Origin of the sequence: Ornithinibacillus sp. FSL M8-0202 (assembly GCF_037975285.1) — a bacterium.
Classification (GTDB): Bacteria; Bacillota; Bacilli; order Bacillales; family Amphibacillaceae; genus Ornithinibacillus; species Ornithinibacillus massiliensis.
On record NZ_CP150248.1, the window covers coordinates 3,895,503 to 3,920,585 of the forward strand.

The following is a 25,083-nucleotide window of genomic DNA, read 5'->3' on the forward strand; positions in this document are numbered from 1 at the left end:
AATAGTCATGAATTCAAACAACATACCGCGTAAAACATTACCTACAAAAGAAGAAAGACATAAACTATTTGGAACTGTAAAACCTGGCCCGAAGCACAAGCCAGTTGAAAAAGAAAAAATGGCTGATTTACAAAATATACAAAAAGACTTTTTATTTGAGCTTGATGAAGTTGGTATTACGAATGTGAAATACCCTATTATAATCGACAGTGCTACTGCACCACATTCACAAACAAGTGTTGCATCATTTACCTTTACATCCAGTATCCAACAATCAAGTAAAGGTACGAATATGAGTCGGTTTATGGAGCAATTAGCTGCCTATAGTGTAAATGGATTTCATGCTGATTTTTCCATGTTAAAGGAATTCACGAAAGAGCTTGCTGAACGATTAGGTCAAAAAGATGCGAAGATAACGATACAATTTCCTTGGTTTTATGAACGCAAAGGACCTAGTACCGGTATAGCGGGGTTAAATCATGCCGACTTAACGATGGAGGTTTCCTACAATCAGGATAGTGGATATCTCATGAATGTTGGCATGTCTGTCCTGATTACAACACTTTGTCCTTGTTCAAAAGAAATTAGTGAATACAGTGCCCATAACCAACGTGGAAATGTAAGGATGGAGGTATCACTCTCCGATGATTTCACTGATTTAGAAGAGGATTGGAAGCTTGCTTTATTAGAGGCTGCTGAAAGTAATGCAAGTGCTAGATTACACCCTATATTGAAGCGACCAGATGAAAAAATGGTAACCGAGGAAGCGTATGAAAATCCCCGATTTGTTGAGGACATGGCGAGATTAGTAGCTGCTGATTTATACGAATTACCTTATGTGACAGGATTTAAGGTATCCTGTCAAAATGAAGAATCGATCCATATGCATGATGCCATTGCAACTATACGCTTCAATAAATAATATTAACTCCTTTTAAAGAAGGTTCGTATATGAAATATCTATTTATAGGCCTTATTAAGTTTTATCGTAGTGCCATTAGTCCCTTTACACCATCTACTTGTCGGTTTTATCCAAGCTGTTCCGAATATGGACTTGAGGCAATACGGAAGCATGGGGCAATAAAAGGCGGATACTTAACAATTAAACGAATAAGTAAATGCCATCCGTTTCATCCTGGTGGAGTGGACTATGTACCAGAAAAAAAGCAAAAGAAAAAGGGGCTGGGACATAACTAGCCAAGAATAATAAAAAAATGGTTCCGATCATCGTTTTTGGATGATTGGAACCATTTTCATTAGGCTATTGTCATTTTTTTTAAGTTAACTCGCTTTAGAGGCGGTGTACTTCCTTAGATTCACCGCCATTAACGCAAATCCTAATTCATTTTCTACTTTGGATTTGCCCCTCACTGACATTCGAGTGAAGCGCAAATTAGCCTTCAAAAATCCGAAGACTGGCTCTACGTCAATTTTACGTTTCCCATAGATTTCACCAGTTTCTTGATTCGAAAGCTGCTCTCTTATGTATTCTTTTTGCTGTTCCCATTTCTCGTTGTAGAAAACTTTTCGATTGTTTCCATCCTTTGCTTTTGTACACAAGGAACGTAATGGACAACCAGTACAGTCTTCACATTCATAAACTTTGAACGTACGTGTAAAACCGTATTTGTCAGTTCGGGTGGAAGTGTATCGGAATGGTAGTGTTTTATTATTTGGACAAGTAAATGAATCCTCTTCTTCGCTATATTGCCAATTGGCTATGTTGAAAGGATCATTCTTAACTTTCTTTTTCTTCTCCGTTCGATATTGATTAAAGGTAACGAGCGGCGTGCGTTCTCGTTGATTCATGACATCCTCATAATTTTGTTCACTACCATAACCTGCATCAGCGACAATATATTTTGGCAACTTGAAAAAGCTTTTCTCAATCGTATCTAGAAAAGGAATGAACGTGCGTGTATCTGTTGGATTTGGAAAGACATCATAGGCGAGGGCATACTGTCCTTCTGTCGCAAGTTGCACATTATAACCTGCCTTCAGTTGCCCATTCTTCATATAATCATCTTTCATACGCATAAACGTGGCATCGTGATCTGTCTTCGAATAACTATTTCGTTCTCCAAAGATTTCCATGTCATTTTGATAGTTTTGTTTTCGCTCCAGGTAATCCTTAAAATGCTTACGATATTGCTTAGGTACCTTACGTTCAGAGCGAAGCTGTTTACGTAGGCTTACCTCTTCGGTTGATTCAATCTTCTTATCAAATTCTTCTACCTTTTCATCTAACTTTGTAGAAAGTTCATCGGAACTTTCCCGTTCTATCTCTGGAATAATTTCTTTTTTTAATAACTCATCATACATTTGGTTAGACTTTTCCACCAAATTAGCACTATATTTTTCCACCGATTTTCGCCAAACGAAGGTAAACTTATTGGCATTCGCTTCAATTTTCGTTCCGTCGATAAATATTGCTTCTTCTTCAATTAATTTTTCTTGAACCAATTGACAGCGAAATTGTACGAAGCATTGACGTAGTAATTCTTTTACTTCTGGATGAACACGGAAACGATTGATGGTACGATAACTCGGTTCATAACCTTGGGCAAGCCACATCATACGGATACTGTCTGTAAGTAAGCTCTCTATCTTCCTGCCAGAAAAAACAGATTGCGTGTAAGCACAAAGAATAATTTTCATCATCATTCGAGGGTGATATGCTGGATAACCAGTCTCACGTAAAAAGAAATCAAATGCTTCGGCTGGAATACTCTCCACCACATCATTAACAGCGTAAGCAACATCATTTTCTTGTAATTTCATTTCTAAATCTATCGGCAAAACAACTTGATTCATGGTATAATGTTTGAACATAGGGATACCTCCTGATAGGTTATTGTGTGGTTACTTTAATTTTATCAGAGGGTGTCCTTTTTGTTTACTAAAAAGAGTAAGAATATTAAAAAAGACGTAGCACTTACCATTTTAAATGGTTAGCGCTACGTCTTTAATTATTTACTGGGGTTTTGTCCCAGCCTCTTTTTATAAATCAAATTTGGTTATATGATCCCATTTACCCTCTTGGATTAATACCTCTTTTTGCCTTTGACCAAATAGGTCGAAGTGAGGGTATCTTTCATCAAGGTGGATATATTTAGGATTGAGATGATATTGGTTGCCCCACTCTATTAACTTCTCAACGTCTTTGCACCCTACTTTCGTTACACTTGTACAACCTGGAAAACGATCATCTAACCAATAATGGGTTAAAATAGCAATTTCGCCATTTTCCACTTTTCGTTTCCATTCTATTAATTCTTCTCTATTCAAACCAAACGCCATCACTGTTCCCCTTCTATACTCTGCATATAACGCTCATGCCATTTAGGAAAAGCTTTTTTTAAAGAAATGGGTCTAAAGTTATCCTTTTTCACGATAACGTGTTTTGTCGTTCCCGTTACCCTTATTTCCCCTTCTTCATCAATAATTTGGTAGCCATACACCGTTCTTAGTCCATCATATTTTTCAATCCATGTCTCTACAAATACGTTATCACCGTAACGAACAGGTTTTTTAAAAGAAACTTGTGCATCCAAGACAGGAGAAACTACATTATTTTTTTCCATTTCTACATAGCTTAGTCCTAAGTGCTCGATAAATTTGGTCCGTCCAATTTCGAACCAAACTAGGTAATTAGCATGGTACACTACTCCCATTTGATCGGTTTCTTGATATCTTACTTCGATTGGTATTTTTACTTTATTCAATTGAAGTCCTCCCTTATTATGTATGTTTAGTTTAGCATATACATTGGTTGAAACATAAATAAAGAGGCTTCACAAGATCCTAATTCCTAAAGGGAAAACCGAACTACTATACCATTCTGTTCGATTTCATAATAGTTCGGTTTAATATATTAACTAAATTATAGATTAGTGGCATATCCGTAATCCATATCATTGAGAAGATAGAATAAGGACAGCTATAGTTATCAGGCTTTTAACCAAACGACTTCACAAATATCCTCATGGCTAACGATCATGCGCTTCATCTTGAATTTCAGAGCGGAAGCCCTCAATTGCTTCTTCTCGACGTTTATTTTTTTCGATGATGTTCTGCTTTTCCTCACCTGAAGCACAATTGCATGGTTTCATGCGCTTCCTCGATGTTTTGAATCGTGTTTTGAACCATATCTTGTAGTTTCTCTACATTATCACTGCGATCATCCGGCTTTGGTGTTTGATGTTTTTCCGTCATATTCTTTCCTCCTTGTAATATTCGATTGCCATAGGCAATGTTATTGTTTGATTTTCTACTATAACTATTCAAGAAAACAATAAGCACAACATGAAAAAACTCCACCCTATGTAACAAATTCGCTACACATAGTGGAGGTCTGAAGTACTTGATACAAATAACTATGCTTCTTTTCGTTTTGATAATAAATCTCTAGCTCTCTTTTCTAGGTTTTGCTCTATTCGGTCCAAGATTTCTTTATCATCTAGTATTTGCTGTCTATTCGCTTGAACCAATTCTTCAAATGAACGTCGTTTTTTTAAAGAAATGGTAATCACTCCCTTTTTAATAGAAGTATTACCATTTCTGTTGGTTTATATAATAATTTTTAGAAAAATATAATCCTTTAGTTTAAGGAATTCATCATTTCCACCATAAAATCATATGTCATTGGACCGACTTTACGCGGCACTTGTATAACACCATCCGTACCAATAAAATAGGACGTTGGAATCGTGTAGGCCATATAATTATCTGTCGTATCGTTATTCTTGTCAATTGCTACTGGAAAGGTGTAGCCATATTCATCAATAAAATCGCGAACAGCAGACTCATTACGTTCTGAACCGGTAGCATTAATAGCTATAATCGTAATATCATCTCCATATTCTTCGTACAAACGCTGCATTTCAGGCATTTCCTCTTTACAAGGTGGACACCACGTAGCCCAGAAGTTAATTAGTACCTTTTTGCCCTTTAAATCTGAGAGTTTTACGACATCACCATTTAATAACGGTAATTCAAATTCTGGTGCCTGATCTCCCACATTTAAGCCGTTAGCACCAGGAGATACGATCATTTCACCTTCAACTGACGTGTCACCTGTTACATCGACTAAATTAGGACCAGATGTTTTTTTATTAGTTAAATCCAATACGTTAATGACTAACGCAATACCTAGTGCTAGTAAGATTGTAATACCTACAAACTTTTTTATCATTAGTTAAACTCCCAACGTTATGTATTCCATCTCTGTTATCTATGCTTATAGTATACAATCTTAGCTAAAATAATAAAGAAATAAACCTATCTGTCAAAGAGATTTCACAAATACAACAATCTCATACGGAATTATTTGACATATAAAAGATTTTTTCCATGTAAAAACGAGCCCCAAAAGGAGCTCGTTTACTTGATTATTACGCTAGTTTATTACGTAATACCATTTGTAGGATACCACCATGACGGTAGTAGTCAATTTCAACTTCACTATCGAAGCGTACTACAGCTTTGAATTCAGTTGTTTTACCATTTTCATCTGTAGCAGTAACCTTTACAAGGTCATGAGGCTTAACATCTTCACCAATTTCTAAATTGAATGTTTCTTTACCTGTTAGACCTAATTTTTCAGCATTTTGACCTTTTTCAAATTCTAGTGGAAGTACTCCCATCATAACTAGGTTAGAACGGTGAATACGCTCAAAGCTTTCCGCAATAACCATCTTAATACCTAAAAGGTTAGTACCTTTCGCTGCCCAGTCACGAGAAGATCCCATACCATAATCTTTGCCGGCTAAAATAACTAACCCAGTACCTTCTTCTTGATACTTCATCGCTGCATCATAGATTGGCATGATTTCGCCTGTTGGCCAGTAGGTTGTATAACCACCTTCAGTACCTGGCGCAATTTGGTTACGAATACGGATATTCGCAAATGTACCACGCATCATGACTTCATGATTACCACGACGGGAACCATAAGAGTTGAAGTTTCTTGGTGAAACTCCTTTTTCTTGTAAGTAAAGTCCTGCAGGCATATCTTTTGCAATTGCTCCAGCAGGTGAAATATGGTCAGTCGTTACCGAGTCACCAAATTTACCAATAACACGTAGGTTGTTTAATGGTTTTACAGTACCTGCATTTTTCGATAACCCTTCAAAGAATGGAGGGTTTTGAATGTAAGTAGAATCTTCATCCCACTCGAATAATGGTTCATCAGTTGTATTGATTTCGTTCCACTTCTCGTTAGAGTTGAATACATTCTCATACTCTTTACGGAAGATTTCTGGATTAACAACACGATTAACCTCGTTCTTAATTTCTTCCATGGATGGCCAAATATCATTTAAATAAATTGGTTCGCCATCTGCATCTGTACCGATAGCATCTTTAGCTAAGTCGACATCTACTGTACCAGCAAGTGCATAAGCAACTACTAATGGTGGTGAAGCTAGGTAGTTTGCTTTCACTAATGGATGGATACGACCTTCAAAGTTACGGTTACCAGATAATACAGATGCAACCGTTAAGTCATTGCTTGCAATTGCTTCTTCAATTTCAGGTAAAAGTGGTCCTGAGTTACCGATACATGTTGTACAACCATACCCAACTAGGCTAAATCCTAATTTATCTAGGTAAGGCATTAAACCAGCATCTTCTAAGTAACGCGTTACAACTTTTGAACCTGGAGCTAGAGAAGTTTTTACATAAGCCGGTACTTCTAACCCTTTTTCAACGGCTTTCTTAGCAAGTAAACCAGCACCTAACATAACATATGGGTTGGATGTATTGGTACAAGAAGTGATTGCTGCGATTGCAATAGAACCGGTTTTCATCACGGTTTCTTTACCATTAGAAAGCTTAATGGTTACTTCTTTATCAAACTCTGATTTATCTAGTCCAAAGCCTTGGTTACCTTGTGGTGCCGTAATTGCCTTATTGAATTCTTCTTTCATTTTAGAAAGAGGAATCAAGTCTTGTGGACGTTTAGGACCAGAAAGGTTTGGTTCTAATTCTGATAAGTTAATTTCAACAACCTCAGTGTATTCAGGATCTTTTACTTCAGGTGAGTACCATAGGTCATTTTCTTTACAATATTTTTCAACTAATTTAATATGCTCTTCACTACGTCCAGTTAAGCGTAGGTAGTTAAGTGCTTCTTCATCCACTGGGAAGAATCCACAAGTAGCACCATATTCTGGAGCCATGTTAGAAATAGTAGCACGGTCTGCAAGCGGCATATCTTTTAGACCTGGTCCAAAGTATTCTACAAATTTACCAACTACATTACGCTCACGTAGTACTTGTGTAACTTTAAGCGCTAAGTCTGTAGCGGTAGTTCCTTGTGGGAAGCTGCCAGTAAATTTAACACCAATTACTTCTGGTTGTGGGAAGTATGATGGTTGGCCAAGCATACCTGCTTCTGCTTCAATACCACCTACACCCCAGCCTAGTACACCTAGTCCGTTAATCATAGTAGTATGTGAGTCAGTCCCTACTAATGTATCAGGAAATGCATCATACTCACCATTTCCATTTTCCACTTCATGAACTACATTGGCAATGTACTCTAAGTTTACTTGGTGAACAATACCTGTTGCTGGTGGTACAGCACGATAGTTATCAAATGCTTTTTGAGCCCAATGTAAGAACTCATAGCGCTCACCATTACGTTTGAATTCTAAATCCATATTGGCTTGTAGTGCACTTGGAGAACCATATTGGTCGACTTGAACAGAGTGGTCAATTACTAAATCAACCGGTACCTCTGGATTAATTTGTTCAGGCTTTCCACCTAAATCTACCATCGCTTTACGTAGAGAAGCTAAGTCAACTACTGCAGGTACTCCTGTGAAATCTTGTAGGATAACACGTGAAGGTTTAAAAGGGACATCTACCCCTTTACCATCTTTTGTTCCCCATTTTACTAATCCTTTTACATGATCATCATTAATTACACGGCCATCATATTGACGTACGAGAGATTCTAGAAGAACACGAATAGAAAATGGTAATCTATCAATTTTGCCTAAGCCAGATTCTTCTAGTGCTTTCAGCTGATAGTAGTTATAAGACTTACCATTAAGTTCGAATTTCTTCTTTGCATTGAAGATACTATTCTCCCCCATTTTCATAAACCCCTTTCAACACGGAATTCTCTAGATTTGGAACAGCTACTAAGAAAACATCATTTCAATTACACATAAGCGCTTCCAAAGTCTATTAGTTTTCTTACATACTCATCTTAAATGAAAATCGAGTATAAAACAATTGTTTCATACTCGATTTACTATACAAAAATCTTATTCAAGGTGATAAGCATTACTTATACACAAGTTCGAATTAATTTCCTACTTAATTATATCAATAGCAGTAATAATGAGTCCTATTTTGGGAAAATAATCCGAAATGTACTGCCTTTAATTTCATTTTGTAAGATTTCTAACTTCGCATTATGTCTTTCCAGTAATTGCTTTGTAATCATTAATCCTAGTCCAGTACCTTGCTGTTTAGTAGTAAAAAATGGTTCGCCTAGCTTATGGATAACCTCTTCATCTATGCCTGGACCCTCATCGACTATGTCAATCGTAATCTCATCAGCCATATCCTTTAGAATTACCGTAATCTTGCCAGCTTCCTCCATTGCCTCAATAGCATTCTTAATAATATTGATTAGTACTTGTTTTATCTGGGATTTATCACAATAGATAAATTGTTCATCCCCGATGATCTCTATTAATATATTTTTTAGATTAGCTTGGGGTTTAAGTAATTCCATTACATCTTTGATCATCTGTAAGATAGATTCTTGCTTCTTATTATCCGTAAGCGGTTTGGAAATAAACAACAGCTCCGATGTAATAGTTTCCATCTTTTCAATCTCATCGATCATAATCTTATAATAGACATCTTTGCGATTTACCCCAGCCTGTAGTAATTGAAGAAAGCCTTTAATCGATGTTAGCGGATTTCGAATTTCATGTGCAATACCAGCTGCTAGTTGACCGGCAATAGACATTTTTTCTGAGCGAATCATCATTTCCTCGGTTTCTTTTTTTTCTGTAATATCTCTTGTCGTGCAAATATAGAGATGCTCTCCAGTAGTTGGGTCAGTGATTTTTCCAACTTTCACTTCACACCATATGTATTTTTGATCATAATTAACGATATGTACATTAAAGGTTTGATTTGTAAACGTTTCTTGATTAAAATCCTTCTTTATGTATGCAACATCTTCAGGAAGTATAAAATTCTGATAAGATTTACCTACTAATTCTCTAGGTTTTAAACCGAGTATATGCTCAATCGATTTTGAAAAGTATAGACCTATACCTCTACTATCCCATAAAGAAAAAAACTCATTACTATTTTGCTCTATCCATTCTGTGATAAATTCCGGTAACATATGAATACTATCCGATTCTGATAATACGCTTTCAAAAGGGCTGATTACCACTGCTGAATTTTGCTCTATACTGTCCTTATTTGTTTCTTTCTCCATTGGATCCGCCCCTTTACTACAAATTCTTACAATCTAACAAGCTTACTATACTATATGTTGATATATATCCAAATATGAAAGTTGTTTAAAAAGTAAACTATAATTATAATAATATTAGCATAGATAATTATTAAAAGTAATAAGTTTATCAGAATTTTAGCGCTTAGTAGTGAAAATTACATAACTGTTACCTATAATTCAACTAAATTTTGATACGATAGTAAAGTAAAATGAAGGAAAAAGGTGGATATTATGTCATATATTATAGTGTTTTGGGGATTTTTTATGATTGGATTTATGGCAATCGGTGGATACTTTATGTTCCGCAAATTCTTAAAACAGCTTCCAAAAGAAGATGGAAAATCTATGATGGATTGGGAGCTTCATTTTATAGAGAAGTCAAAGCATATGTGGAATCAGGAAGAGAAAGATCTACTTGAGGAATTGGTCTCCCCTGTCCCTGAATTATTCCGAGATGTAGCTAGGCAAAAAATTGCTAGTAAAATAGGGCAAGTGGCCCTTGAACAAGGGATGAATAAAATTAATCAGGATGTTATCATCGAAGGATATATCCTTGCAACACCAAAGCGAGATCATAAATTCTTACGAAAAAAATTAAAAGAAAAACAAATAGACGTATCCCCTTATGAACATCTATTTAAGCGATCTAAAGAGGATTATAGAGCGAACTGGCAAGCTAATTATAAGAAAAGCCAATAAGTATAGTGTGAAGTGCCAGAGAATTAGATGTTGATGAACAATACGTTCGAATAAGTAAGGTGCCCTCAAGAAGATGAAGGCACCTTTAATTCTTTTTCTAATTGTTTATACTTATATAACATCGCTAGTCTCCAGCTACCAAGCATGCCAAAAGCCAATAAGAAAAACATACCGCTAGTTTCTCCTAACGTGATTGTTCCTCCTAATGCAATCTTTAACACTAATCTAACTATCAGTAAGCCAACTAAAATAAATATGAAGGCTTTGGAAGGAATCAAATATATTCTATCATTTCGAATTTCAAAGTTAGAGGTTTTAATGAGAAAAATCGAGAAAACAACCCCAACCGTAAGGGCCTCTACTACTTGAATCCACTTTATCTGAAATTCTGGGAAAAGAAACATCAATGCCCCTGTACTCATAAACAAAGGTGGTAAAATGATTCTTTTTACAGAAGCGGGCTTCCTGGATGCTTTTAAGCGAACAACTATCATGACAGAAGCCATTATAAATGCTACAACAGTACTTGCTATTATCCAAAACATAGTAACACTCTTTCCCGGTGTATAGATTAGCTTGTAATATGTGATAATACGCGATTTACCGTCTCCAACACACGGTGTTCATCGAATGGTTTTACGATAAAGTCTTTTGCCCCTAATTCTATCGCTTCTACAACCACTTTCTGATGCCCCATCGCTGAGCAAACAAGGATAGAAGCATTCGAATCAATCTTCATTATTTCTTTGATAGCTTCGATACCATTCATGATCGGCATGGTAATATCCATAATAACTAAATCTGGTTTTTCCTTTAAGTAAAGCGATATTGCTTCCTTCCCATTCTCTGCTTCCCCTACAACATCATGGTTATCCTTGGTTAGAATCGATTGAAGAGTCGTGCGCATAAATTTAGCATCATCAACTACCAATATTCTTGCCATTTAACAAATCCCCCAATTATATAAAATCAAACTTCTGCTTGTGTATCATTTGCTATATTTATAATAATTGTTACGGTTACACCTACTACTGTTAAATACACTCCCAAGTCAAACAACATTGCTGTCGCTAGTTCCACTTCGCCGAATACTGGAAATTCAAAGTAACCAAATGTATGTGATAAAAATGGAACATCAAATAAGAATGAACCTACACCTGTTAAGAATGCAACTAACAACCCGACTGAAATCAGCGCTCGAAAGTTAATTGGCAATATTTTGTTTACAAAATCAATACCATATGCCATGTATAGTAATACTACAGCTGCTGCTGTAACTAGGCCGCCAATAAATCCACCACCTGGAGAGTTATGACCTGCAAAAAACAAATATACAGAAAACCCTAGCAGTAAAAAGGCAATAAGTGCAGTTGCAGTTTGCAAAATTAGATTATTGGGTTTGCTCAAAAATAACACTTCCTTATGTAGAATCTATAGGTATTATAATAATATAGTTTACCGTTAAAATCCATTGAAACCTATCCACCCAGCTAAGAAAGCCGTAAGCTTCGTCATCCAATCGAAAAATAGAGCAATACCTAAAGCGATCATAATGTACCCACCGACTTTAACTAACTTATGGCTATTCCGTTTAATCCAACCTAATTTTCCGATAAAGAAGGAAAGGACAAGGAATGGGATTGAAAAACCTAAAATATACGCAATCATCATCACCATCCCCTTACTAGGATCGTTAGCAGTTAATGTAAATACAACTCCTAGAATTGGGCCTGTACAAGGTGTCCATCCTAATGAAAAGGCAAACCCAATTAAGACAGAACCTAAAAATCCTGGCGGACGGTTTTTAAAGGTTATTTTCCTATCCTTCATTAAAAACTTGAAATTTAAGAAACCAACAATTATCAGCCCAAAAAAGATGATTAATAATGCTCCCGCTTGTCTTATTATATCCTGATAAACCAAAAGAAATTTAGCTATAGAGGAAGTGACAAATCCAAAAATAATAAAAATACTAGAAAATCCAATTAAAAAGCATATCGTATGAAGAATACTATTACGATTTAACATTTTATGGTCATCTTTTATTTCACTAACACTCATTCCTGTTATGTATGATAAAAATGCCGGGTAAAGTGGCAATACACATGGAGAAATAAAAGAGAGAAATCCAGCACCAAATGCAAGAAAAATATTTATTTCAGACATACTTAGCCTCCTAGTTTACTTCTGCCATTCATTATATCAGATGGTTGACCAATTTATGCATCAGGAATTTGACAATTAGGTGGATATCCTATTGGCAAAACTCTTAAATGGTTTCCTATCATATGAAAAAACCCCTACTAGGCATAGTACGGGGTATCTTTGTGCAATGTATACATGATTTTGTAACATGATTGCAGTATGCTATTTATCCATTTGATTATTCATTGCACGCATCATTTGATTGATTTTCTTCTGTGAAGGCTTTTGGCCCATTTGCATCATTAACGTGCGTAGCATTTGCTCATTAATAGGTGGATTCTTTTTCAAATAGCTCATCATATACTTTCTAGCAATAAAAAATCCAAGAGCAACACCAGCAATTAAAGCTGCTATAGCAATTAATACGACCCAAATTACGTCCATCTATCCGTTTCCTCCTTCGTGTTGTCTCTTATACAGTATAGTAAAACAGTCCTAAGAATACAATACTTGATCATTATTATACGCTGTAATTGTCTTTGCAGGCGATATCCAACCATAATTTTCATATTCGCTATTTATAATGAATAAATATGGATGAAACCGTCTCAAAGTAGGAAATAATAATGCTTCAGCATCCTGTAATGTTTCACAACGAAATTTTATATGTTTTTCTTCAATCTGTAAAGTAATAAATTCCCGTTTATTACCAAGCTCTAGCATTTCGCAACTATTAATTTTTCCAAGTGTGTTTTTAGGCTGTCTCCATAATTGTGAAGTTAAAGCATCCTTAGGGAAGTTCTCCGTAATATAATGAAATTGCATATGTAAATCATTTCTGAATTGATTCAAATGATACTCTTTGATAAAACGATATAAAATATCACTCTTATAGTAATAGTGTTTAGCAAATTCTTCTTTTATCCAATATACCGTATACTCTTTCATTTGCTATAGCCCCTCCCCTTTTTCATCTATTATACGTTTTCTAGTAAAAATAGAATGTCAAACGGTGAAATATATTATCACTAGTTTTGTCGAATGAGTTAATAGATAAAAAATGGGTTGGAACTACTTTTATGTTATTTTGAAATAGCCCCGAATGTTGTTTCAGTCGGGGCTATTCTGCTTTTGGCTCTCTATTACCTAGAAAGAACATCGATGAACTCACTGAAGCCTCTCCTTCAGTTTGAGCCTATGCAATTCCTAAGCTTGTATCATGCACTGATTTAAATTAGATACGCATCATACCATCTAGTACGATTCCATTACGTAACGATATCTTTTACATGCTTTAATACATTTTCAACGGTAAATCCGTATTCTTCGATTAACTTTTCTCCATTTGCGGATGCACCAAAGGTAGAAATGCCAATAACTTTCCCTTCTTGCCCAATATAACGTTCCCAGCCATGTGGAGAACCCATTTCAATTGCAATTCGTTTGGTAACCGATTTAGGAAGAACCTTTTCTTTATAATTCTCTTCTTGGCGTTCAAAACGATCCCATGACGCAAGGCTAACCACTCGTACATCTATATTGTCTTCACGAAGTACTTTTTGTGCTTCCACTGCTAATTGAACTTCGGAACCGGAAGCAATTAAGATCGCATCAGGGATTTCTTTATTGGCATCACGCAAAACATATCCACCACGTTTTACACCTTCATATGCATGTTCCTTTGTACCTTCTAATGTCGGTACGTTCTGTCGTGTTAATACGAGAAGGGTCGGTTGATCTGTCGATTCTACCGCAAGTCTCCAGGCAGCATTCGTTTCATTTCCATCTGCCGGTCGAATTACGGAAAGGTTCGGCATGCTTCGGAACGCTGATAAATGTTCAATTGGTTCATGTGTTGGACCGTCCTCACCAACAGCAATCGAGTCATGTGTAAATACGTATGTAACAGGTGTATTCATAATAGCGGATAAGCGTATTGCTGGACGTAAGTAATCACTAAAAACAAAGAACGTACCGCCATACACCTTCAACCCGCCGTGAAGTGCCATACCATTCAGTGCAGCACCCATTGCATGTTCCCGAACTCCGAACCATATATTTCTGCCACTATAATTCTCTCTAGTAAAGTCCTCTTCTCCGGTAATGGTGGTTTTATTAGAGCCAGCTAAGTCAGCACTACCACCAAGAAAATACGGAATCGCTTTAGCAATACCATTTAATACCTCGCCTGAAGAAGCTCTTGTCGCAAGAGACTTTCCTACCTCATATACTGGAAGGTTATCAGCCCACCCTTGCGGTAATTCACCAGTAATGGCCATCTCTAGTTCCTTAGCCTCTTGTGGATATTTATCACGGTAAGTGGCCAAAAGCATATTCCATTCTGCTTCTAGTTTCTCACCTTTTATTTGTACCTTCTCTTTAAAATCAGCATATACCTCTTCTGGAACATGGAATTCTTTATGCTGCCACTGATAGAATTCTTTTGTTAACAATACCTCATCCTTCCCTAATGGAGCACCATGTGAAGCAGAAGAAGCTGATTTATTAGGAGATCCATAGCCAATAACGGTTTTCACTTCAATTAGCGTAGGTTGTTTGATATTTTCTCTCGCGTCTTTTAATGCCATCCGAATCGCTTCTACATCATTTCCGTCCTCAACCCGAATTACCTGCCAACCATAGGCTTTAAACCGTTCTTCCGTATTATCCGAGAAAGAACGGTTTAATTCTCCATCTAGCGAAATATCATTAGAATCGTATAATACAATCAATTTACCGAGCCTTAGATGGCCAGCAAGGGAAGCCGCTTCATGCGAAATTCCTTCCATTAAATCACCATCACCAACTAAGCAATAGGTGTAATGGTCTATAATGCTCATATCACTCTTATTATACTTAGCAGCCAAATACGCCTCAGCCATTGCCATCCCAACAGACATTGCAATACCTTGGCCTAAAGGACCTGTAGTTGCTTCTACACCATCGGTATGATGAACTTCTGGATGACCCGGTGTCCTAGAGCCCCACTGGCGAAACTCCTTTAAGTCCTCTATTGTTACGTCATACCCCGATAAATGTAATAAGCTGTACAATAGCATGGATCCATGTCCAGCAGATAACACAAACCGATCGCGGTTAAACCATTGAGAATTATTAGGATTGTGATTCATTATATCTGTCCACAACGTATATGCCATTGGAGAAGCACCCATCGGTAATCCAGGATGTCCTGAATTAGCTTTTTCTATGGCATCAATGGATAGGGTGCGAATTGCATTAATGGACATTTGCTCTATATTGGTAGACATACGTCATACTCCTTTCGGTCAAAAAGAATAGTAATACTTATTTCTGTAAATTGTAGATAGTTAACAAGTACTAGTATTCCTTATTACGAAATTACTATGTCTAATGTTTTTGGTTTCTTTCCTGCATGTCTCGTAACTTTTTAGGAGTCACGTCATTTCCCGCTGGGTCGATTACCGTCATGGTCTTCAATTGATTCTTAAAAGAGTTGCGGACATTCCCTAAATACTCTTCTCGTAGTTTTTTTCTCTCCCTTTCTTCATCCTTTGTCAGTCCTTCTGCAGTCTTTGCCTTTTTAGCCAGTGCATTAATACGATCTAATTTTTCTTTTGAAATCATCTCATAGCCTCCTAGAATAACTCTATCTTATTTAGCATTATTAATAGTAAAAAGCAAGAACACGACATGTTCTTGCTTTTTAATATTACCTGTTCAACTTATCTGAATCAATTATTTGATATTCTTGGTACCTTCTATGAACAGTTGCCTTTGAGATAGAATATCCCAATCCAGTTAACGTCTTTGCAATTTCACTGAAGGTAAGACCATTATTTCGCAATCGAATGATTTCCTCGATTGGTACTTCCTTTCTCTCTCTACCTGGAGCTAAATGCTGATTTGCCAGATTCTTAGCTGGATTATAACCATTCTCTATTGCTTTTTTCATACCTCGCTTTATTTTTACATTGTGAATTTTACGTTGGTATTCCTCCACTATTCCGACAATCTGTAATACCATGGAATCTGATTCGGATAATTCAAGCTTTCCATCGTGTATCGCAGTGTAGATGGAAATATTCAACTTCGCTAATTGATGAAACAATGCTACTTTTGTATTTCCCCGACCTAATCTTGTTTCATCTTGAATAAGGAGAGCATCTGCTTGTCCACGTTCAAACGCTTCAAGCATTTCAAATACGCCATCACGTTCTACTTCATATCCACTCGCTTGCTCCTCTATACATTTTACAACATGGAATTGATACCGATTAGCCAATTGGTATAATTCTTCCTTTTGTCTAGCTAAAGATGTTTCCTGAACTTTTTTATCTGTACTTACTCTGCAGTATATAATAACATTCAATTTATTAACTCCTATTATGCACTAATTAATGATAAGTATAAGAAACCTAATGTTACAGCAAAAGCAACAATATAAAATAAATCTGTCTTGTTTACTTTACCAAACATTTTCCATCATCCCTTCTCCATTATATCACAAGAACCTTTGTTCGTATTTTTATTATAACAGAACATACGATCTTGTCAACGACTTTTTCGAACGAATGTTTGCATTCTATGCTATACGATGGTAAACTAGCATTAATAAATAATATGTGCGAGGTGTTTAATAGATGACAAAATTATCAACTAGACAACAAGCTATACTGGAATACATAAAAGAACAAGTCAGATTAAAAGGTTATCCACCATCTGTTAGAGAAATTGCTGAAGCAGTGGGCCTTGCCTCAAGCTCAACTGTTCACGGGCACCTCTCTAGATTAGAAAGCAAAGGTTTTATTCGCCGGGACCCTACTAAACCTCGAGCAATAGAAATACTAGATTTGGATGAAGAAAGTAATATCCCGAGGGAAGAAGCTCGCTATGCACCCGTTATTGGTAAAGTAACGGCAGGTATACCTATTACTGCTGTCGAAAATATTGAAGAATTTGTGCCAGTCCCTAGCTCAACTGCAGGTCCGGATGAAAATCTATTTGTCCTAGTAATTGATGGTGAAAGTATGATTGAGGCCGGTATTTTAGACGGTGATATGGTAATAGTGAAACAACAGAGTACGGCCCAAAATGGAGATATTGTTGTAGCAATGACGGAAGATGATGAAGCAACCGTAAAGCGATTCTTTAAAGAAAAAGATTATATTCGCTTACAGCCTGAAAACGCAACAATGGAGCCATTAATCTATAAGAATGTATCGATTCTTGGTAAAGTAGTTGGACTTTATCGTCATATTCATTAACGATATATCGAAATAAACAAACTAACACGCATTTGCCCATCTCTTGGCAAATGCGTTTATAATAATCGCAGAGCTAATATAATTTCTATCAAAAAACCGGTGAGCAAGGAGGATTCTCCTATACTCACCGGTTTTTTTCTATTAGTAGTTAGTTAAATATTGATCTCTTTCCCATGGATGTACGCTTGTTCTAAACATATCCCATTCAATCTCTTTCGCTTCGATATAATGTTCAAATAGATGCTCGCCTAGTGCTTCTACAATAACTTCATCATTTTTAAGTTCTTGTAATGCATCAATTAGTGATGATGGTAAATCTTTAATTCCAACTTCATCACGCTCTTCTTTTGTCATAACATAAATGTTACGATCAACTGCAGGTGGTGGTGTCATATTGTTACGGATTCCATCAAGTCCCGCTGCTAATAAAACAGATAATGCCATATATGGATTAGCTGCTGGGTCAACACTTCTTGCCTCAACACGTGTACTTAAACCACGAGAGTTTGGAATACGCATTAGACAGCTTCTGTTTGCTGCAGACCATGCTACATAGCTTGGTGCCTCATAGCCAGGTACTAAACGCTTATAGGAGTTAACTGTTGGATTAGTTACTGCTGTAAATCCAGTCGCATGCTTCACAATACCTGCAATAAATTGATAAGCAGTTTCACTTAATTCTAAATCTCCACTTGGATTGTAGAATGCATTTTCTCCACCTTTAAATAGAGACATGTTCGTATGCATTCCAGAACCGTTTACTCCAAATAATGGCTTAGGCATAAACGTTGCATGAAGATTATGTTTTCTAGCAATTGTCTTAACAACTAGCTTAAACGTTTGAATATCATCCGCATGTTTTAATGCATCAGAGTATTTAAAGTCAATTTCATGTTGTCCAGGAGCAACCTCATGGTGAGATGCTTCAATCTCAAAGCCCATTTCTTCTAATTCCAATACGATATCACGACGGCAATTTTCCCCTAAATCAGTCGGTGCTAAATCAAAATATCCACCATGGTCGTTTAATTCTAAAGAAGGATCTCCCTTTTCATCTAATTTAAATAGGAAAAATTCTGGTTCAGTTCCAATATTAAAGGCATCAAAGCCAAGCTCTTCCATTTTCTTTAAATTACGTTTTAAGTTATAACGTGGGCACCCTTCAAATGGTGTACCATCAGGACGATAAATATCACAAATAAAACGGGCAACTTTTCCTTTTTCTGACGTCCAAGGGAATACGACAAATGTATCTAAATCTGGATATAAATACATGTCAGATTCTTCAATACGTACAAATCCTTCGATAGATGAGCCATCAAACATCATTTTGTTATCAAGCGCTTTTTCTAATTGACTTAATGGGATTTCCACATTTTTAATTGTTCCTAACATGTCTGTAAATTGAAGTCGAATAAATTTAACGTTTTCTTCTTTGATTTTTCTTTCAATCTCTTCTCTCGAGTAACCCATAAATTTCTCTCCTCCTAAATTATAATCAGTATATTTAATAGGAATTCACTTCCCCTATACCTACCTATTCACAAAAAATCTAGCAAGTTCCCCTTGTCGTAGATTAGCTTTACCATATCGATTCGCTTCGGTAATTTCTTGTCTTAAAATCGTTCGAAGCTGCTTATCTGTTAGAACAGATTTCTTCTCTTCTGGTAATGCCTTTTCCTTTTCTTCTGTTTTCTCTACATCAGAATCTTCATCAATTAGTAATAATTTAATCCCTGCAAGGTTTAGACCTTTATCTAGATAATTCTTAATTTCTAGTAGACGATCTACATCATTGAATGAGAATAGTCGCTGATTCCCTTTTGTTCGCTCAGGATGAATTAAATCATTTTCTTCATAGTAGCGAATTTGCCTTGCGGTTAACTCGGTAAGCTTCATTACAATACCGATTCCAAACAAAGGCATGGAGCGTCGATCCTTATCATTCATGATTATGACCTCCCTTATCTACAAAATTATTATATTAAATGTCAGTTATTCTGTCAACCGAATGTTAGGAAACTTAACATAAACAATGTGTGTTAAGTTCAATCCGTTATTTCTTATCTAAAATAGCTTGTACAGCTTCCATTAACGCAATCTTTACATGTGCATACGTAAGTCCACCCTGTACAAAGGCCGTATAAGGTTTTCGAATCGGGCCATCTGCTGACAATTCTATACTTGAGCCTTGAATAAATGTTCCAGCAGCCATAATGACATCATCCTCATATCCTGGCATTTCACTAGGGTATGGCGTTACAAATGAGTTGACAGGGGAGTTTTGCTGGATTGCTTGGCAAAAGGCTATCATTTGTTCTGCTGTTTCAAATGTTACAGACTGAATTAAATCGGTTCTTTTTTCTTGGTAATGTGGCGTTGTCATAAATCCTAGCAGTTCTAATAGTCTGGAAGTAAAGACCGCTCCCTTTAATGCCTCTCCTACCACATGCGGAGCTAAAAAGAAGCCTTGATACATTTCCTGCAGTAAATGGAAAGTAGCCCCTAATTCCTTCCCGAGACCTGGAGCAGTTAAACGATATGCGCATAATGTCACTAAGTCTTCTTTTCCTACAATATATCCGCCAGCTCGTACAATTCCACCACCTGGATTCTTAATTAATGAACCTGCCATGATGTCTGCTCCAACATGTAGAGGTTCTTTCTCTTCTACAAATTCCCCATAACAATTATCCACAAACACGATTAGATCATCCCGAATCTCCTTGACAAAGCGTACCATTTCTTCTATCTCTTCTATCGTAAAAGAAGGGCGATCGGCGTAGCCCTTAGAGCGTTGGATAGCAACCACTTTCGTACGATCATGGATTACTTCTTTTATTCTAGGGAAATTGATCTGACCTTCTTCTGTTAATGGTACTTCGTTGTATGTAATCTGGAAATCCTTTAATGATCCTGTCTTCTCCCCTGTAATGCCAATCACAGATTCCAATGTATCATAGGGCTTACCAGTAATATAGACTAATTCATCACCTGGTCTAAGTAACCCATATAACACCGTTGTAATGGCATGTGTTCCCGATACCAATTGTGGTCTAACGATTGCAGACTCTCCACCAAATACATCGGCATAGACTGATTCTAACGTGTCTCGTCCAATATCGTCATAACCATAGCCACTGGTAGAATTAAAGTGGCTATCACTAACTTTATTCCTTCTAAAAGCATCCAATACTCGTTTTTGATTTATTTCTACTGTTTTATTAATCTCTCGATGTATTTCTGCGATATCTTTTTCTGCTTGTTCTACGAATTTCTCTAACATGTTACGTATTTTTCTCCTTTACTATTCCATTAAGTGGATGCTCTGCACGAATAAATCCACTTAAGCTATATGATTCTGTTTCCTCATCAAAGTTTTTCTCCAAAAGAATTGTCTCATGCTCAAAGCGATTTAGCAAATCACCCTTATCCGCTTCTACTAAAACACGATAAGAATCCCATTCATTCGTTAATACTTCTTCTATCTTTTTTACTAATCGATGTAAATCCCTGCTCTCTAGTGCACTAAGGACAATATAAGGGCGATTTTTTGGAATGAAATCATCTTTTAGTAAGTCCTTCTTATTATAAACAGTCAGCATTGGTATCGTACTACATTCTAACTCATCCAATAATTTGAGCACGGTTTCTTGGTGTTGCTCATTATCCGGATGTGAACTATCGACAACATGGAGAATAAAGTCTGCTTCACTGACCTCCTCCAAGGTGGAGCGAAAGGCTGCGATTAACGTCGTTGGAAGCTGTTGAATAAAACCTACCGTATCGGTTAATAGCACATTCAAACCAGACGGTAATTGCAGCTTTCGAGTAAGTGGGTCTAGTGTTGCAAATAATTTATCTTCTTCTAAAGAATCGCTGTTCGTCAACCGGTTAAAAAGGGTTGACTTTCCAGCATTGGTATACCCGACAATGGCAATTTGAAACACTTCATTTTGTTTTCTACGTTTCCGATATTGATCACGCTGTTTCACAACTTGCTTCAAACGCCTTTTAATGTCATCAATACGCCTTCTAATATGTCTTTGGTCTGTCTCTAACTTAGTTTCACCCGGTCCTCGTGTACCGATACCGGCTCCCAAGCGAGATAATTGGACACCTTGACCACGTAATCTCGGTAATAAGTATTCCAGTTGTGCCAATTCGACTTGAAGCTTACCTTCTTTTGTTTTTGCTCTTGCTGCAAAAATATCTAATATTAGCTGGCTTCTGTCAATTACTCTTCTATCAAAGTAATCACTTAAATTCCGTGACTGCCCTGCAGATAATTCGTCATTTGAAATTACCAGATCAACATCTAGTTCATCTATCCTTTGCTTTATTTCCTCCATTTTACCTTCACCAATATAAAAAGCAGGATGAATTCGTTCCCTATTTTGCGTAATAACATCTACTACGTGACCACCTGCTGTATCGACAAGTGATACTAGTTCTTCTAGAGAAGACGCAAAATAATCATCCTGCAGCTGCGGCTTTTTTACAGCGATAACTACCACTTTTTCTTCGGGCATTGTGCTCATACTCTCCTTAAACTCCTATTATGATTCGTTTTCTCTTGTAAATGACACTTCTTACCAAATCGATTGAATGTCTTCTAGCTTTAAATCATTGCCTGTTAATAAAATAAGTTCATCTGGCGAAATGTTATCTTTGTATAATAATCGTACAGCTTGCATACGAATGGCGTGTTCCACTACATTACGGATAAAACGAGCATTGGAAAAGTTACGATTAGGATCGTTTTTTTGTTTATAGAGGAAATTTCTTAACTTCCATTCCGCATCCTTAGATAATTGATATTCTCTTTCCGATGCCATTTGTCTTGTTATATCCATCAATTGATCCACATCATAGTCAGGAAACTCAAGAATAAATGGAAAGCGCGACTTTAGCCCCGGATTTAATGTAAGAAATCGTTCCATTTCATCAGGGTATCCGGCTAGGATGAGGACAAAATCATTCCCATTATCTTCCATATGCTTTACAAGTGTGTCAATCGCTTCCTTACCAAAATCTCTTTCACCACCACGGGCCAATGAGTACGCTTCATCGATGAACAGTACTCCTCCAATCGCTTTTTGAATAAGAGCACGGGTCTTTTGAGCTGTTTGACCAATATATTCCCCAACTAAATCCGCTCTCTCCGCTTCAATAAAATGACCCTTTGACAGTAAATTCATATCAAAATATATGTTAGCTAATTTTCTCGCGACTGTTGTTTTACCAGTACCTGGATTCCCCTTAAAAAGCATATGCAACACTTGCTTCGTATTGGAAAGCCCCATTTGACTTCGTTTTTCATTTATGATGATCGTGGCATAAATTTCTTTTATTTTACGTTTTAAATCCGTTAATCCAACAAATGACGAAAGTTCTTGATCAATATGAGCAAAAGGGTCTTTGCCTACATATTCCTCATGATTATTGTTATCTATCTTAGTAACTTTATTATCTTGTAAAACAATATTAATTTTACCATTTTTGTGATGAATCTTTTGCGTAGCCAACTTTATCACTCCTTAGTCATGTTATTATACGTCTAGAAGGATAAAGTTGTGACAAATGCCTATAAGCCCCTAAACCATAGAGCAGAATAAAGGTCTGTCCTAGACGATACAACAAATGAGAAAGTTGCAATGTCAAGGACAGACCTATTGTGCTCCACACTTTATTTGAAGGATACACCCTGTTTATTCTTTATCAAGATTGACATTTTTAGCTGGTGCAAAAGTGGAAATAGCATGTTTAAAAATCAGCTGCTGCTTTCCTTCTGATTCTAACAATACAGTAAAATTATCAAACGCTTTGACGATTCCTCTTAACTGAAAACCATTTGTTAAAAATACAGTAACGGAAATATGCTCTTTTCTTAATTGATTTAAATATTGGTCTTGAATGTTTACTGATTGCGCCACCTAAGTTTCCTCCTCTTTTCTGTCTATACTATTATATTTCTACTTAACTTTTAAGAAATCCTGCTAAATCATGTAAAATCTCATTAACTTTTTCACTTACGGTTAATGGTGTAACTTGATACCAATGAACATCCATTTTGTTTTTAAACCATGTATATTGTCGTTTAGCATACCTTCTTGAATTACGCTTTAGTAATTCAACGGAGCTCTCTAATGACGTCTCTCCTTTAAGATACGGAATTAATTCTTTATACCCAATCGCCTTCATCGATGAAGCATTCTCATATCCGCAATTGATTAGTTGTTGAACCTCTTCTAACAATCCCGCACGAATCATCTCATCTATCCGCAGATTAATTCGTTCATATAACAAGGAACGCTCCATTTCTAAGCCGATTAACATCGAATCATAGGGCATTTCTTCTTGTTGTTGTGATTGATATTCCGTCATCGTTAATCCCGTTTTCTCATATACTTCTAATGCCCGAATAACTCTTCGATAATTATTAGGATGTATTTTTTCTGCTTGTGTTGGATCAACTTGTTTTAATCGATCATACAATGGCTCTATTCCATATTGGTTCATTTCGGCTTCAAGTGATTTCGTTAAAGCATCATCTCGCTTTTCTTTAGAAAAGTGGTAATCATATAGCACGGATTGTATGTAAAGACCACTTCCACCAACGATAATAGGAATGTGGTTTCGATCTGATATTTCCTTTATGTATTTTTGAACATAGTATTGAAAATCCGCAACCGAAAAGCTCTCGTGAGGATCTTTTATATCAATCATATGGTGCGGAATCCCTTGCATTTCCTCTTTCTTAATCTTTGCTGTACCAATATCCATGCCTCTATATACTTGCATGGAATCACCACTAATAATTTCTCCATTAAACTTTTTGGCAACTTCAATGCTTAAGTTTGTTTTCCCTACAGCAGTAGGACCAACAATAGCTATAACCTTTTGTTTCATTCATCTTCCCCTAATAATTCATTCTATTATTTATATGCACGATATGCAGATAGCATCCAAACATATTTTTCATAGCTTCCTAGAAGCGTAATTAATAAGTCCTTTGTAGGCTCGTCATTTCTTTCGTCTGCAAGCTTAAATCCGACTTCTTTAATCTCTGCAATGAGTTGTTTGTAATCGTCATGTAGTTGATCGAGTATTTCATCTTCTTTATCATCTGCGCTTGCTTCTACTAACGTCGCTTCTTTTAAGTATTTTGACATTGTTGCTAATGGTTTACCATCAATCATTAATATTCTCTCCGCTACTTCATCAAGGTCTTCTGCGAATTTGGCATACATTTCTTCAAACAATGCATGTAGTTGAAAAAAATGCCTTCCTTGAACAAACCAGTGATAACGATGTAGTTTTACATACATAACAAATTGATTCGATAGTAATTGATTTAAAAAATTTATCAGCTTTTGATTTTCCATCTGCACTCCACCTCTTTTGCTACTAAAAAAAGCAGTACCCTTCTAAAACTGGACATATCATCCCTTATTCTTAGGCTTTTATTACTAGCATTATCGAAGTGCAGATGAA

28 protein-coding genes and 1 pseudogene are annotated in these 25,083 nt (G+C 36.4%); 4 read left to right on the forward strand and 25 right to left on the reverse strand.

Translation table 11 applies throughout. The features are described 5' to 3' along the window. Positions 1 to 7: 7 nt before the first annotated feature. Both folE2 and yidD read left to right on the forward strand, forming a co-directional pair. The gene (gene folE2 / locus MKY78_RS19820; RefSeq protein WP_339215133.1) at positions 8 to 922 is read left to right on the forward strand and encodes a GTP cyclohydrolase FolE2; all 915 of its coding nucleotides are present in this window, start codon (positions 8 to 10) and stop codon (positions 920 to 922) included. Positions 923 to 951: 29 nt separating this feature from the next. Further along, positions 952 to 1,197: a membrane protein insertion efficiency factor YidD gene (gene yidD / locus MKY78_RS19825; RefSeq protein WP_339215135.1), complete on the forward strand. Its 246-nt coding sequence runs from the start codon at positions 952 to 954 to the stop codon at positions 1,195 to 1,197. An 84-nt stretch (positions 1,198 to 1,281) separates the two neighbouring features. Here yidD and MKY78_RS19830 read toward each other — a convergent pair whose 3' ends face one another. The 8 genes and pseudogenes from MKY78_RS19830 to MKY78_RS19865 form a co-directional block, all read right to left on the reverse strand. After that, the gene (locus MKY78_RS19830) at positions 1,282 to 2,832 is read right to left on the reverse strand and encodes an IS1182 family transposase (RefSeq protein WP_339215136.1); all 1,551 of its coding nucleotides are present in this window, start codon (positions 2,830 to 2,832) and stop codon (positions 1,282 to 1,284) included. Positions 2,833 to 3,000: 168 nt separating this feature from the next. After that, a complete protein-coding gene (locus MKY78_RS19835) occupies positions 3,001 to 3,300 on the reverse strand; it encodes a hypothetical protein (protein ID WP_339215137.1) in 300 nt (99 codons plus the stop codon). After that, complete coding sequence (locus MKY78_RS19840) at positions 3,300 to 3,725, reverse strand: thioesterase family protein (protein WP_339215139.1); 426 nt, start codon at positions 3,723 to 3,725, stop codon at positions 3,300 to 3,302. Before MKY78_RS19840 ends, MKY78_RS19835 begins: the two co-directional genes overlap by 1 nt. Before the next feature lie 264 nt (positions 3,726 to 3,989). Then, positions 3,990 to 4,215: pseudogene (gene tlp / locus MKY78_RS19845) on the reverse strand (small acid-soluble spore protein Tlp). 161 nt (positions 4,216 to 4,376) lie between these two features. Then, positions 4,377 to 4,523, reverse strand: coding sequence for an FbpB family small basic protein (locus tag MKY78_RS19850; RefSeq protein ID WP_339217984.1), 147 nt, complete (start codon positions 4,521 to 4,523; stop codon positions 4,377 to 4,379). Between the two features lie 77 nt (positions 4,524 to 4,600). Then, positions 4,601 to 5,194, reverse strand: a complete 594-nt coding sequence (locus MKY78_RS19855; RefSeq protein ID WP_339215141.1) for a TlpA disulfide reductase family protein — start codon at positions 5,192 to 5,194, stop codon at positions 4,601 to 4,603. Between the two features lie 199 nt (positions 5,195 to 5,393). Further along, entirely contained in the window at positions 5,394 to 8,102 is a 2,709-nt protein-coding gene (gene acnA / locus MKY78_RS19860) for an aconitate hydratase AcnA (RefSeq protein ID WP_339215142.1), read from the reverse strand. 257 nt (positions 8,103 to 8,359) lie between these two features. Beyond that, positions 8,360 to 9,475, reverse strand: a complete 1,116-nt coding sequence (locus MKY78_RS19865; RefSeq protein WP_339215143.1) for an ATP-binding protein — start codon at positions 9,473 to 9,475, stop codon at positions 8,360 to 8,362. Positions 9,476 to 9,727: 252 nt separating this feature from the next. Here MKY78_RS19865 and MKY78_RS19870 point away from each other — a divergent pair, with 252 nt between their 5' ends. Further along, positions 9,728 to 10,195: a DUF2621 domain-containing protein gene (locus tag MKY78_RS19870; protein ID WP_339215144.1), complete on the forward strand. Its 468-nt coding sequence runs from the start codon at positions 9,728 to 9,730 to the stop codon at positions 10,193 to 10,195. Positions 10,196 to 10,260: 65 nt separating this feature from the next. On the opposite strand, the gene MKY78_RS19875 is transcribed toward MKY78_RS19870, so the two are convergent. The 9 genes from MKY78_RS19875 to MKY78_RS19915 form a co-directional block, all read right to left on the reverse strand. Continuing rightward, complete coding sequence (locus MKY78_RS19875) at positions 10,261 to 10,740, reverse strand: cytochrome c biogenesis protein CcdC (RefSeq protein WP_339215146.1); 480 nt, start codon at positions 10,738 to 10,740, stop codon at positions 10,261 to 10,263. Positions 10,741 to 10,766: 26 nt separating this feature from the next. Beyond that, positions 10,767 to 11,138, reverse strand: a complete 372-nt coding sequence (locus MKY78_RS19880; protein WP_339215148.1) for a response regulator — start codon at positions 11,136 to 11,138, stop codon at positions 10,767 to 10,769. A gap of 26 nt (positions 11,139 to 11,164) precedes the next feature. Then, a complete protein-coding gene (locus tag MKY78_RS19885; RefSeq protein ID WP_339215149.1) occupies positions 11,165 to 11,602 on the reverse strand; it encodes a Na(+)/H(+) antiporter subunit B in 438 nt (145 codons plus the stop codon). Between the two features lie 54 nt (positions 11,603 to 11,656). Continuing rightward, entirely contained in the window at positions 11,657 to 12,361 is a 705-nt protein-coding gene (locus MKY78_RS19890; RefSeq protein WP_339215150.1) for a cytochrome c biogenesis protein CcdA, read from the reverse strand. A 201-nt stretch (positions 12,362 to 12,562) separates the two neighbouring features. Then, positions 12,563 to 12,784: a YneF family protein gene (locus MKY78_RS19895; protein WP_026907542.1), complete on the reverse strand. Its 222-nt coding sequence runs from the start codon at positions 12,782 to 12,784 to the stop codon at positions 12,563 to 12,565. Positions 12,785 to 12,835: 51 nt separating this feature from the next. After that, positions 12,836 to 13,288, reverse strand: a complete 453-nt coding sequence (gene sirA / locus MKY78_RS19900; RefSeq protein WP_339215153.1) for a sporulation inhibitor of replication protein SirA — start codon at positions 13,286 to 13,288, stop codon at positions 12,836 to 12,838. A 320-nt stretch (positions 13,289 to 13,608) separates the two neighbouring features. After that, positions 13,609 to 15,609: a transketolase gene (tkt, locus tag MKY78_RS19905; RefSeq protein WP_339215155.1), complete on the reverse strand. Its 2,001-nt coding sequence runs from the start codon at positions 15,607 to 15,609 to the stop codon at positions 13,609 to 13,611. A gap of 100 nt (positions 15,610 to 15,709) precedes the next feature. Beyond that, positions 15,710 to 15,946 carry a DUF896 domain-containing protein gene (locus tag MKY78_RS19910; RefSeq protein WP_339215157.1) on the reverse strand — a complete coding sequence of 79 codons (237 nt, stop codon included), beginning with the start codon at positions 15,944 to 15,946 and terminating at the stop codon, positions 15,710 to 15,712. A gap of 85 nt (positions 15,947 to 16,031) precedes the next feature. Further along, the gene (locus MKY78_RS19915) at positions 16,032 to 16,691 is read right to left on the reverse strand and encodes a recombinase family protein (protein WP_339215159.1); all 660 of its coding nucleotides are present in this window, start codon (positions 16,689 to 16,691) and stop codon (positions 16,032 to 16,034) included. Between the two features lie 271 nt (positions 16,692 to 16,962). On the opposite strand from MKY78_RS19915, the gene lexA reads away from it, so the two are divergent. Continuing rightward, complete coding sequence (lexA, locus tag MKY78_RS19920) at positions 16,963 to 17,586, forward strand: transcriptional repressor LexA (RefSeq protein WP_339215161.1); 624 nt, start codon at positions 16,963 to 16,965, stop codon at positions 17,584 to 17,586. Between the two features lie 141 nt (positions 17,587 to 17,727). Here the strand turns inward: lexA and glnA are convergent, their stop codons facing one another. From glnA to MKY78_RS19960, 8 genes are all read right to left on the reverse strand, one after another. After that, complete coding sequence (gene glnA / locus MKY78_RS19925) at positions 17,728 to 19,059, reverse strand: type I glutamate--ammonia ligase (protein WP_339215163.1); 1,332 nt, start codon at positions 19,057 to 19,059, stop codon at positions 17,728 to 17,730. 60 nt (positions 19,060 to 19,119) lie between these two features. Further along, a complete protein-coding gene (locus MKY78_RS19930; RefSeq protein ID WP_339215165.1) occupies positions 19,120 to 19,536 on the reverse strand; it encodes a MerR family transcriptional regulator in 417 nt (138 codons plus the stop codon). 106 nt (positions 19,537 to 19,642) lie between these two features. Next, a complete protein-coding gene (locus MKY78_RS19935; protein ID WP_339215167.1) occupies positions 19,643 to 20,872 on the reverse strand; it encodes a methionine gamma-lyase family protein in 1,230 nt (409 codons plus the stop codon). 1 nt (position 20,873) lies between these two features. Next, the gene (hflX, locus tag MKY78_RS19940; protein ID WP_339215169.1) at positions 20,874 to 22,118 is read right to left on the reverse strand and encodes a GTPase HflX; all 1,245 of its coding nucleotides are present in this window, start codon (positions 22,116 to 22,118) and stop codon (positions 20,874 to 20,876) included. 60 nt (positions 22,119 to 22,178) lie between these two features. Then, positions 22,179 to 23,114 carry a stage V sporulation protein K gene (gene spoVK, locus MKY78_RS19945; RefSeq protein ID WP_339215171.1) on the reverse strand — a complete coding sequence of 312 codons (936 nt, stop codon included), beginning with the start codon at positions 23,112 to 23,114 and terminating at the stop codon, positions 22,179 to 22,181. A 183-nt stretch (positions 23,115 to 23,297) separates the two neighbouring features. Then, complete coding sequence (hfq, locus tag MKY78_RS19950; RefSeq protein WP_186868752.1) at positions 23,298 to 23,522, reverse strand: RNA chaperone Hfq; 225 nt, start codon at positions 23,520 to 23,522, stop codon at positions 23,298 to 23,300. Between the two features lie 43 nt (positions 23,523 to 23,565). Beyond that, a complete protein-coding gene (miaA, locus tag MKY78_RS19955; protein ID WP_339215176.1) occupies positions 23,566 to 24,498 on the reverse strand; it encodes a tRNA (adenosine(37)-N6)-dimethylallyltransferase MiaA in 933 nt (310 codons plus the stop codon). A gap of 26 nt (positions 24,499 to 24,524) precedes the next feature. Further along, positions 24,525 to 24,974 (reverse strand): DNA starvation/stationary phase protection protein, encoded by a 450-nt coding sequence (locus MKY78_RS19960; protein ID WP_339215178.1) that lies wholly within the window; start codon positions 24,972 to 24,974, stop codon positions 24,525 to 24,527. Positions 24,975 to 25,083: the final 109 nt, after the last annotated feature.

Excerpts from the sequence above, each read along its gene's own strand:
- folE2 (WP_339215133.1), top strand. The coding sequence starts at position 8 with ATGAATTCAAACAACATACCGCGTAAAACATTACCTACAAAAGAAGAA.
- yidD (WP_339215135.1), top strand. The coding sequence starts at position 952 with ATGAAATATCTATTTATAGGCCTTATTAAGTTTTATCGTAGTGCCATT.
- MKY78_RS19830 (WP_339215136.1), bottom strand. The coding sequence starts at position 2,832 with ATGTTCAAACATTATACCATGAATCAAGTTGTTTTGCCGATAGATTTA.
- MKY78_RS19835 (WP_339215137.1), bottom strand. The coding sequence starts at position 3,300 with ATGGCGTTTGGTTTGAATAGAGAAGAATTAATAGAATGGAAACGAAAA.
- MKY78_RS19855 (WP_339215141.1), bottom strand. The coding sequence starts at position 5,194 with ATGATAAAAAAGTTTGTAGGTATTACAATCTTACTAGCACTAGGTATT.
- acnA (WP_339215142.1), bottom strand. The coding sequence starts at position 8,102 with ATGGGGGAGAATAGTATCTTCAATGCAAAGAAGAAATTCGAACTTAAT.
- MKY78_RS19865 (WP_339215143.1), bottom strand. The coding sequence starts at position 9,475 with ATGGAGAAAGAAACAAATAAGGACAGTATAGAGCAAAATTCAGCAGTG.
- MKY78_RS19870 (WP_339215144.1), top strand. The coding sequence starts at position 9,728 with ATGTCATATATTATAGTGTTTTGGGGATTTTTTATGATTGGATTTATG.
- MKY78_RS19875 (WP_339215146.1), bottom strand. The coding sequence starts at position 10,740 with ATGTTTTGGATAATAGCAAGTACTGTTGTAGCATTTATAATGGCTTCT.
- MKY78_RS19880 (WP_339215148.1), bottom strand. The coding sequence starts at position 11,138 with ATGGCAAGAATATTGGTAGTTGATGATGCTAAATTTATGCGCACGACT.
- MKY78_RS19890 (WP_339215150.1), bottom strand. The coding sequence starts at position 12,361 with ATGTCTGAAATAAATATTTTTCTTGCATTTGGTGCTGGATTTCTCTCT.
- MKY78_RS19895 (WP_026907542.1), bottom strand. The coding sequence starts at position 12,784 with ATGGACGTAATTTGGGTCGTATTAATTGCTATAGCAGCTTTAATTGCT.
- sirA (WP_339215153.1), bottom strand. The coding sequence starts at position 13,288 with ATGAAAGAGTATACGGTATATTGGATAAAAGAAGAATTTGCTAAACAC.
- tkt (WP_339215155.1), bottom strand. The coding sequence starts at position 15,609 with ATGTCTACCAATATAGAGCAAATGTCCATTAATGCAATTCGCACCCTA.
- MKY78_RS19910 (WP_339215157.1), bottom strand. The coding sequence starts at position 15,946 with ATGATTTCAAAAGAAAAATTAGATCGTATTAATGCACTGGCTAAAAAG.
- lexA (WP_339215161.1), top strand. The coding sequence starts at position 16,963 with ATGACAAAATTATCAACTAGACAACAAGCTATACTGGAATACATAAAA.
- glnA (WP_339215163.1), bottom strand. The coding sequence starts at position 19,059 with ATGGGTTACTCGAGAGAAGAGATTGAAAGAAAAATCAAAGAAGAAAAC.
- MKY78_RS19930 (WP_339215165.1), bottom strand. The coding sequence starts at position 19,536 with ATGAATGATAAGGATCGACGCTCCATGCCTTTGTTTGGAATCGGTATT.
- MKY78_RS19935 (WP_339215167.1), bottom strand. The coding sequence starts at position 20,872 with ATGTTAGAGAAATTCGTAGAACAAGCAGAAAAAGATATCGCAGAAATA.
- hflX (WP_339215169.1), bottom strand. The coding sequence starts at position 22,118 with ATGCCCGAAGAAAAAGTGGTAGTTATCGCTGTAAAAAAGCCGCAGCTG.
- miaA (WP_339215176.1), bottom strand. The coding sequence starts at position 24,498 with ATGAAACAAAAGGTTATAGCTATTGTTGGTCCTACTGCTGTAGGGAAA.
- MKY78_RS19960 (WP_339215178.1), bottom strand. The coding sequence starts at position 24,974 with ATGGAAAATCAAAAGCTGATAAATTTTTTAAATCAATTACTATCGAAT.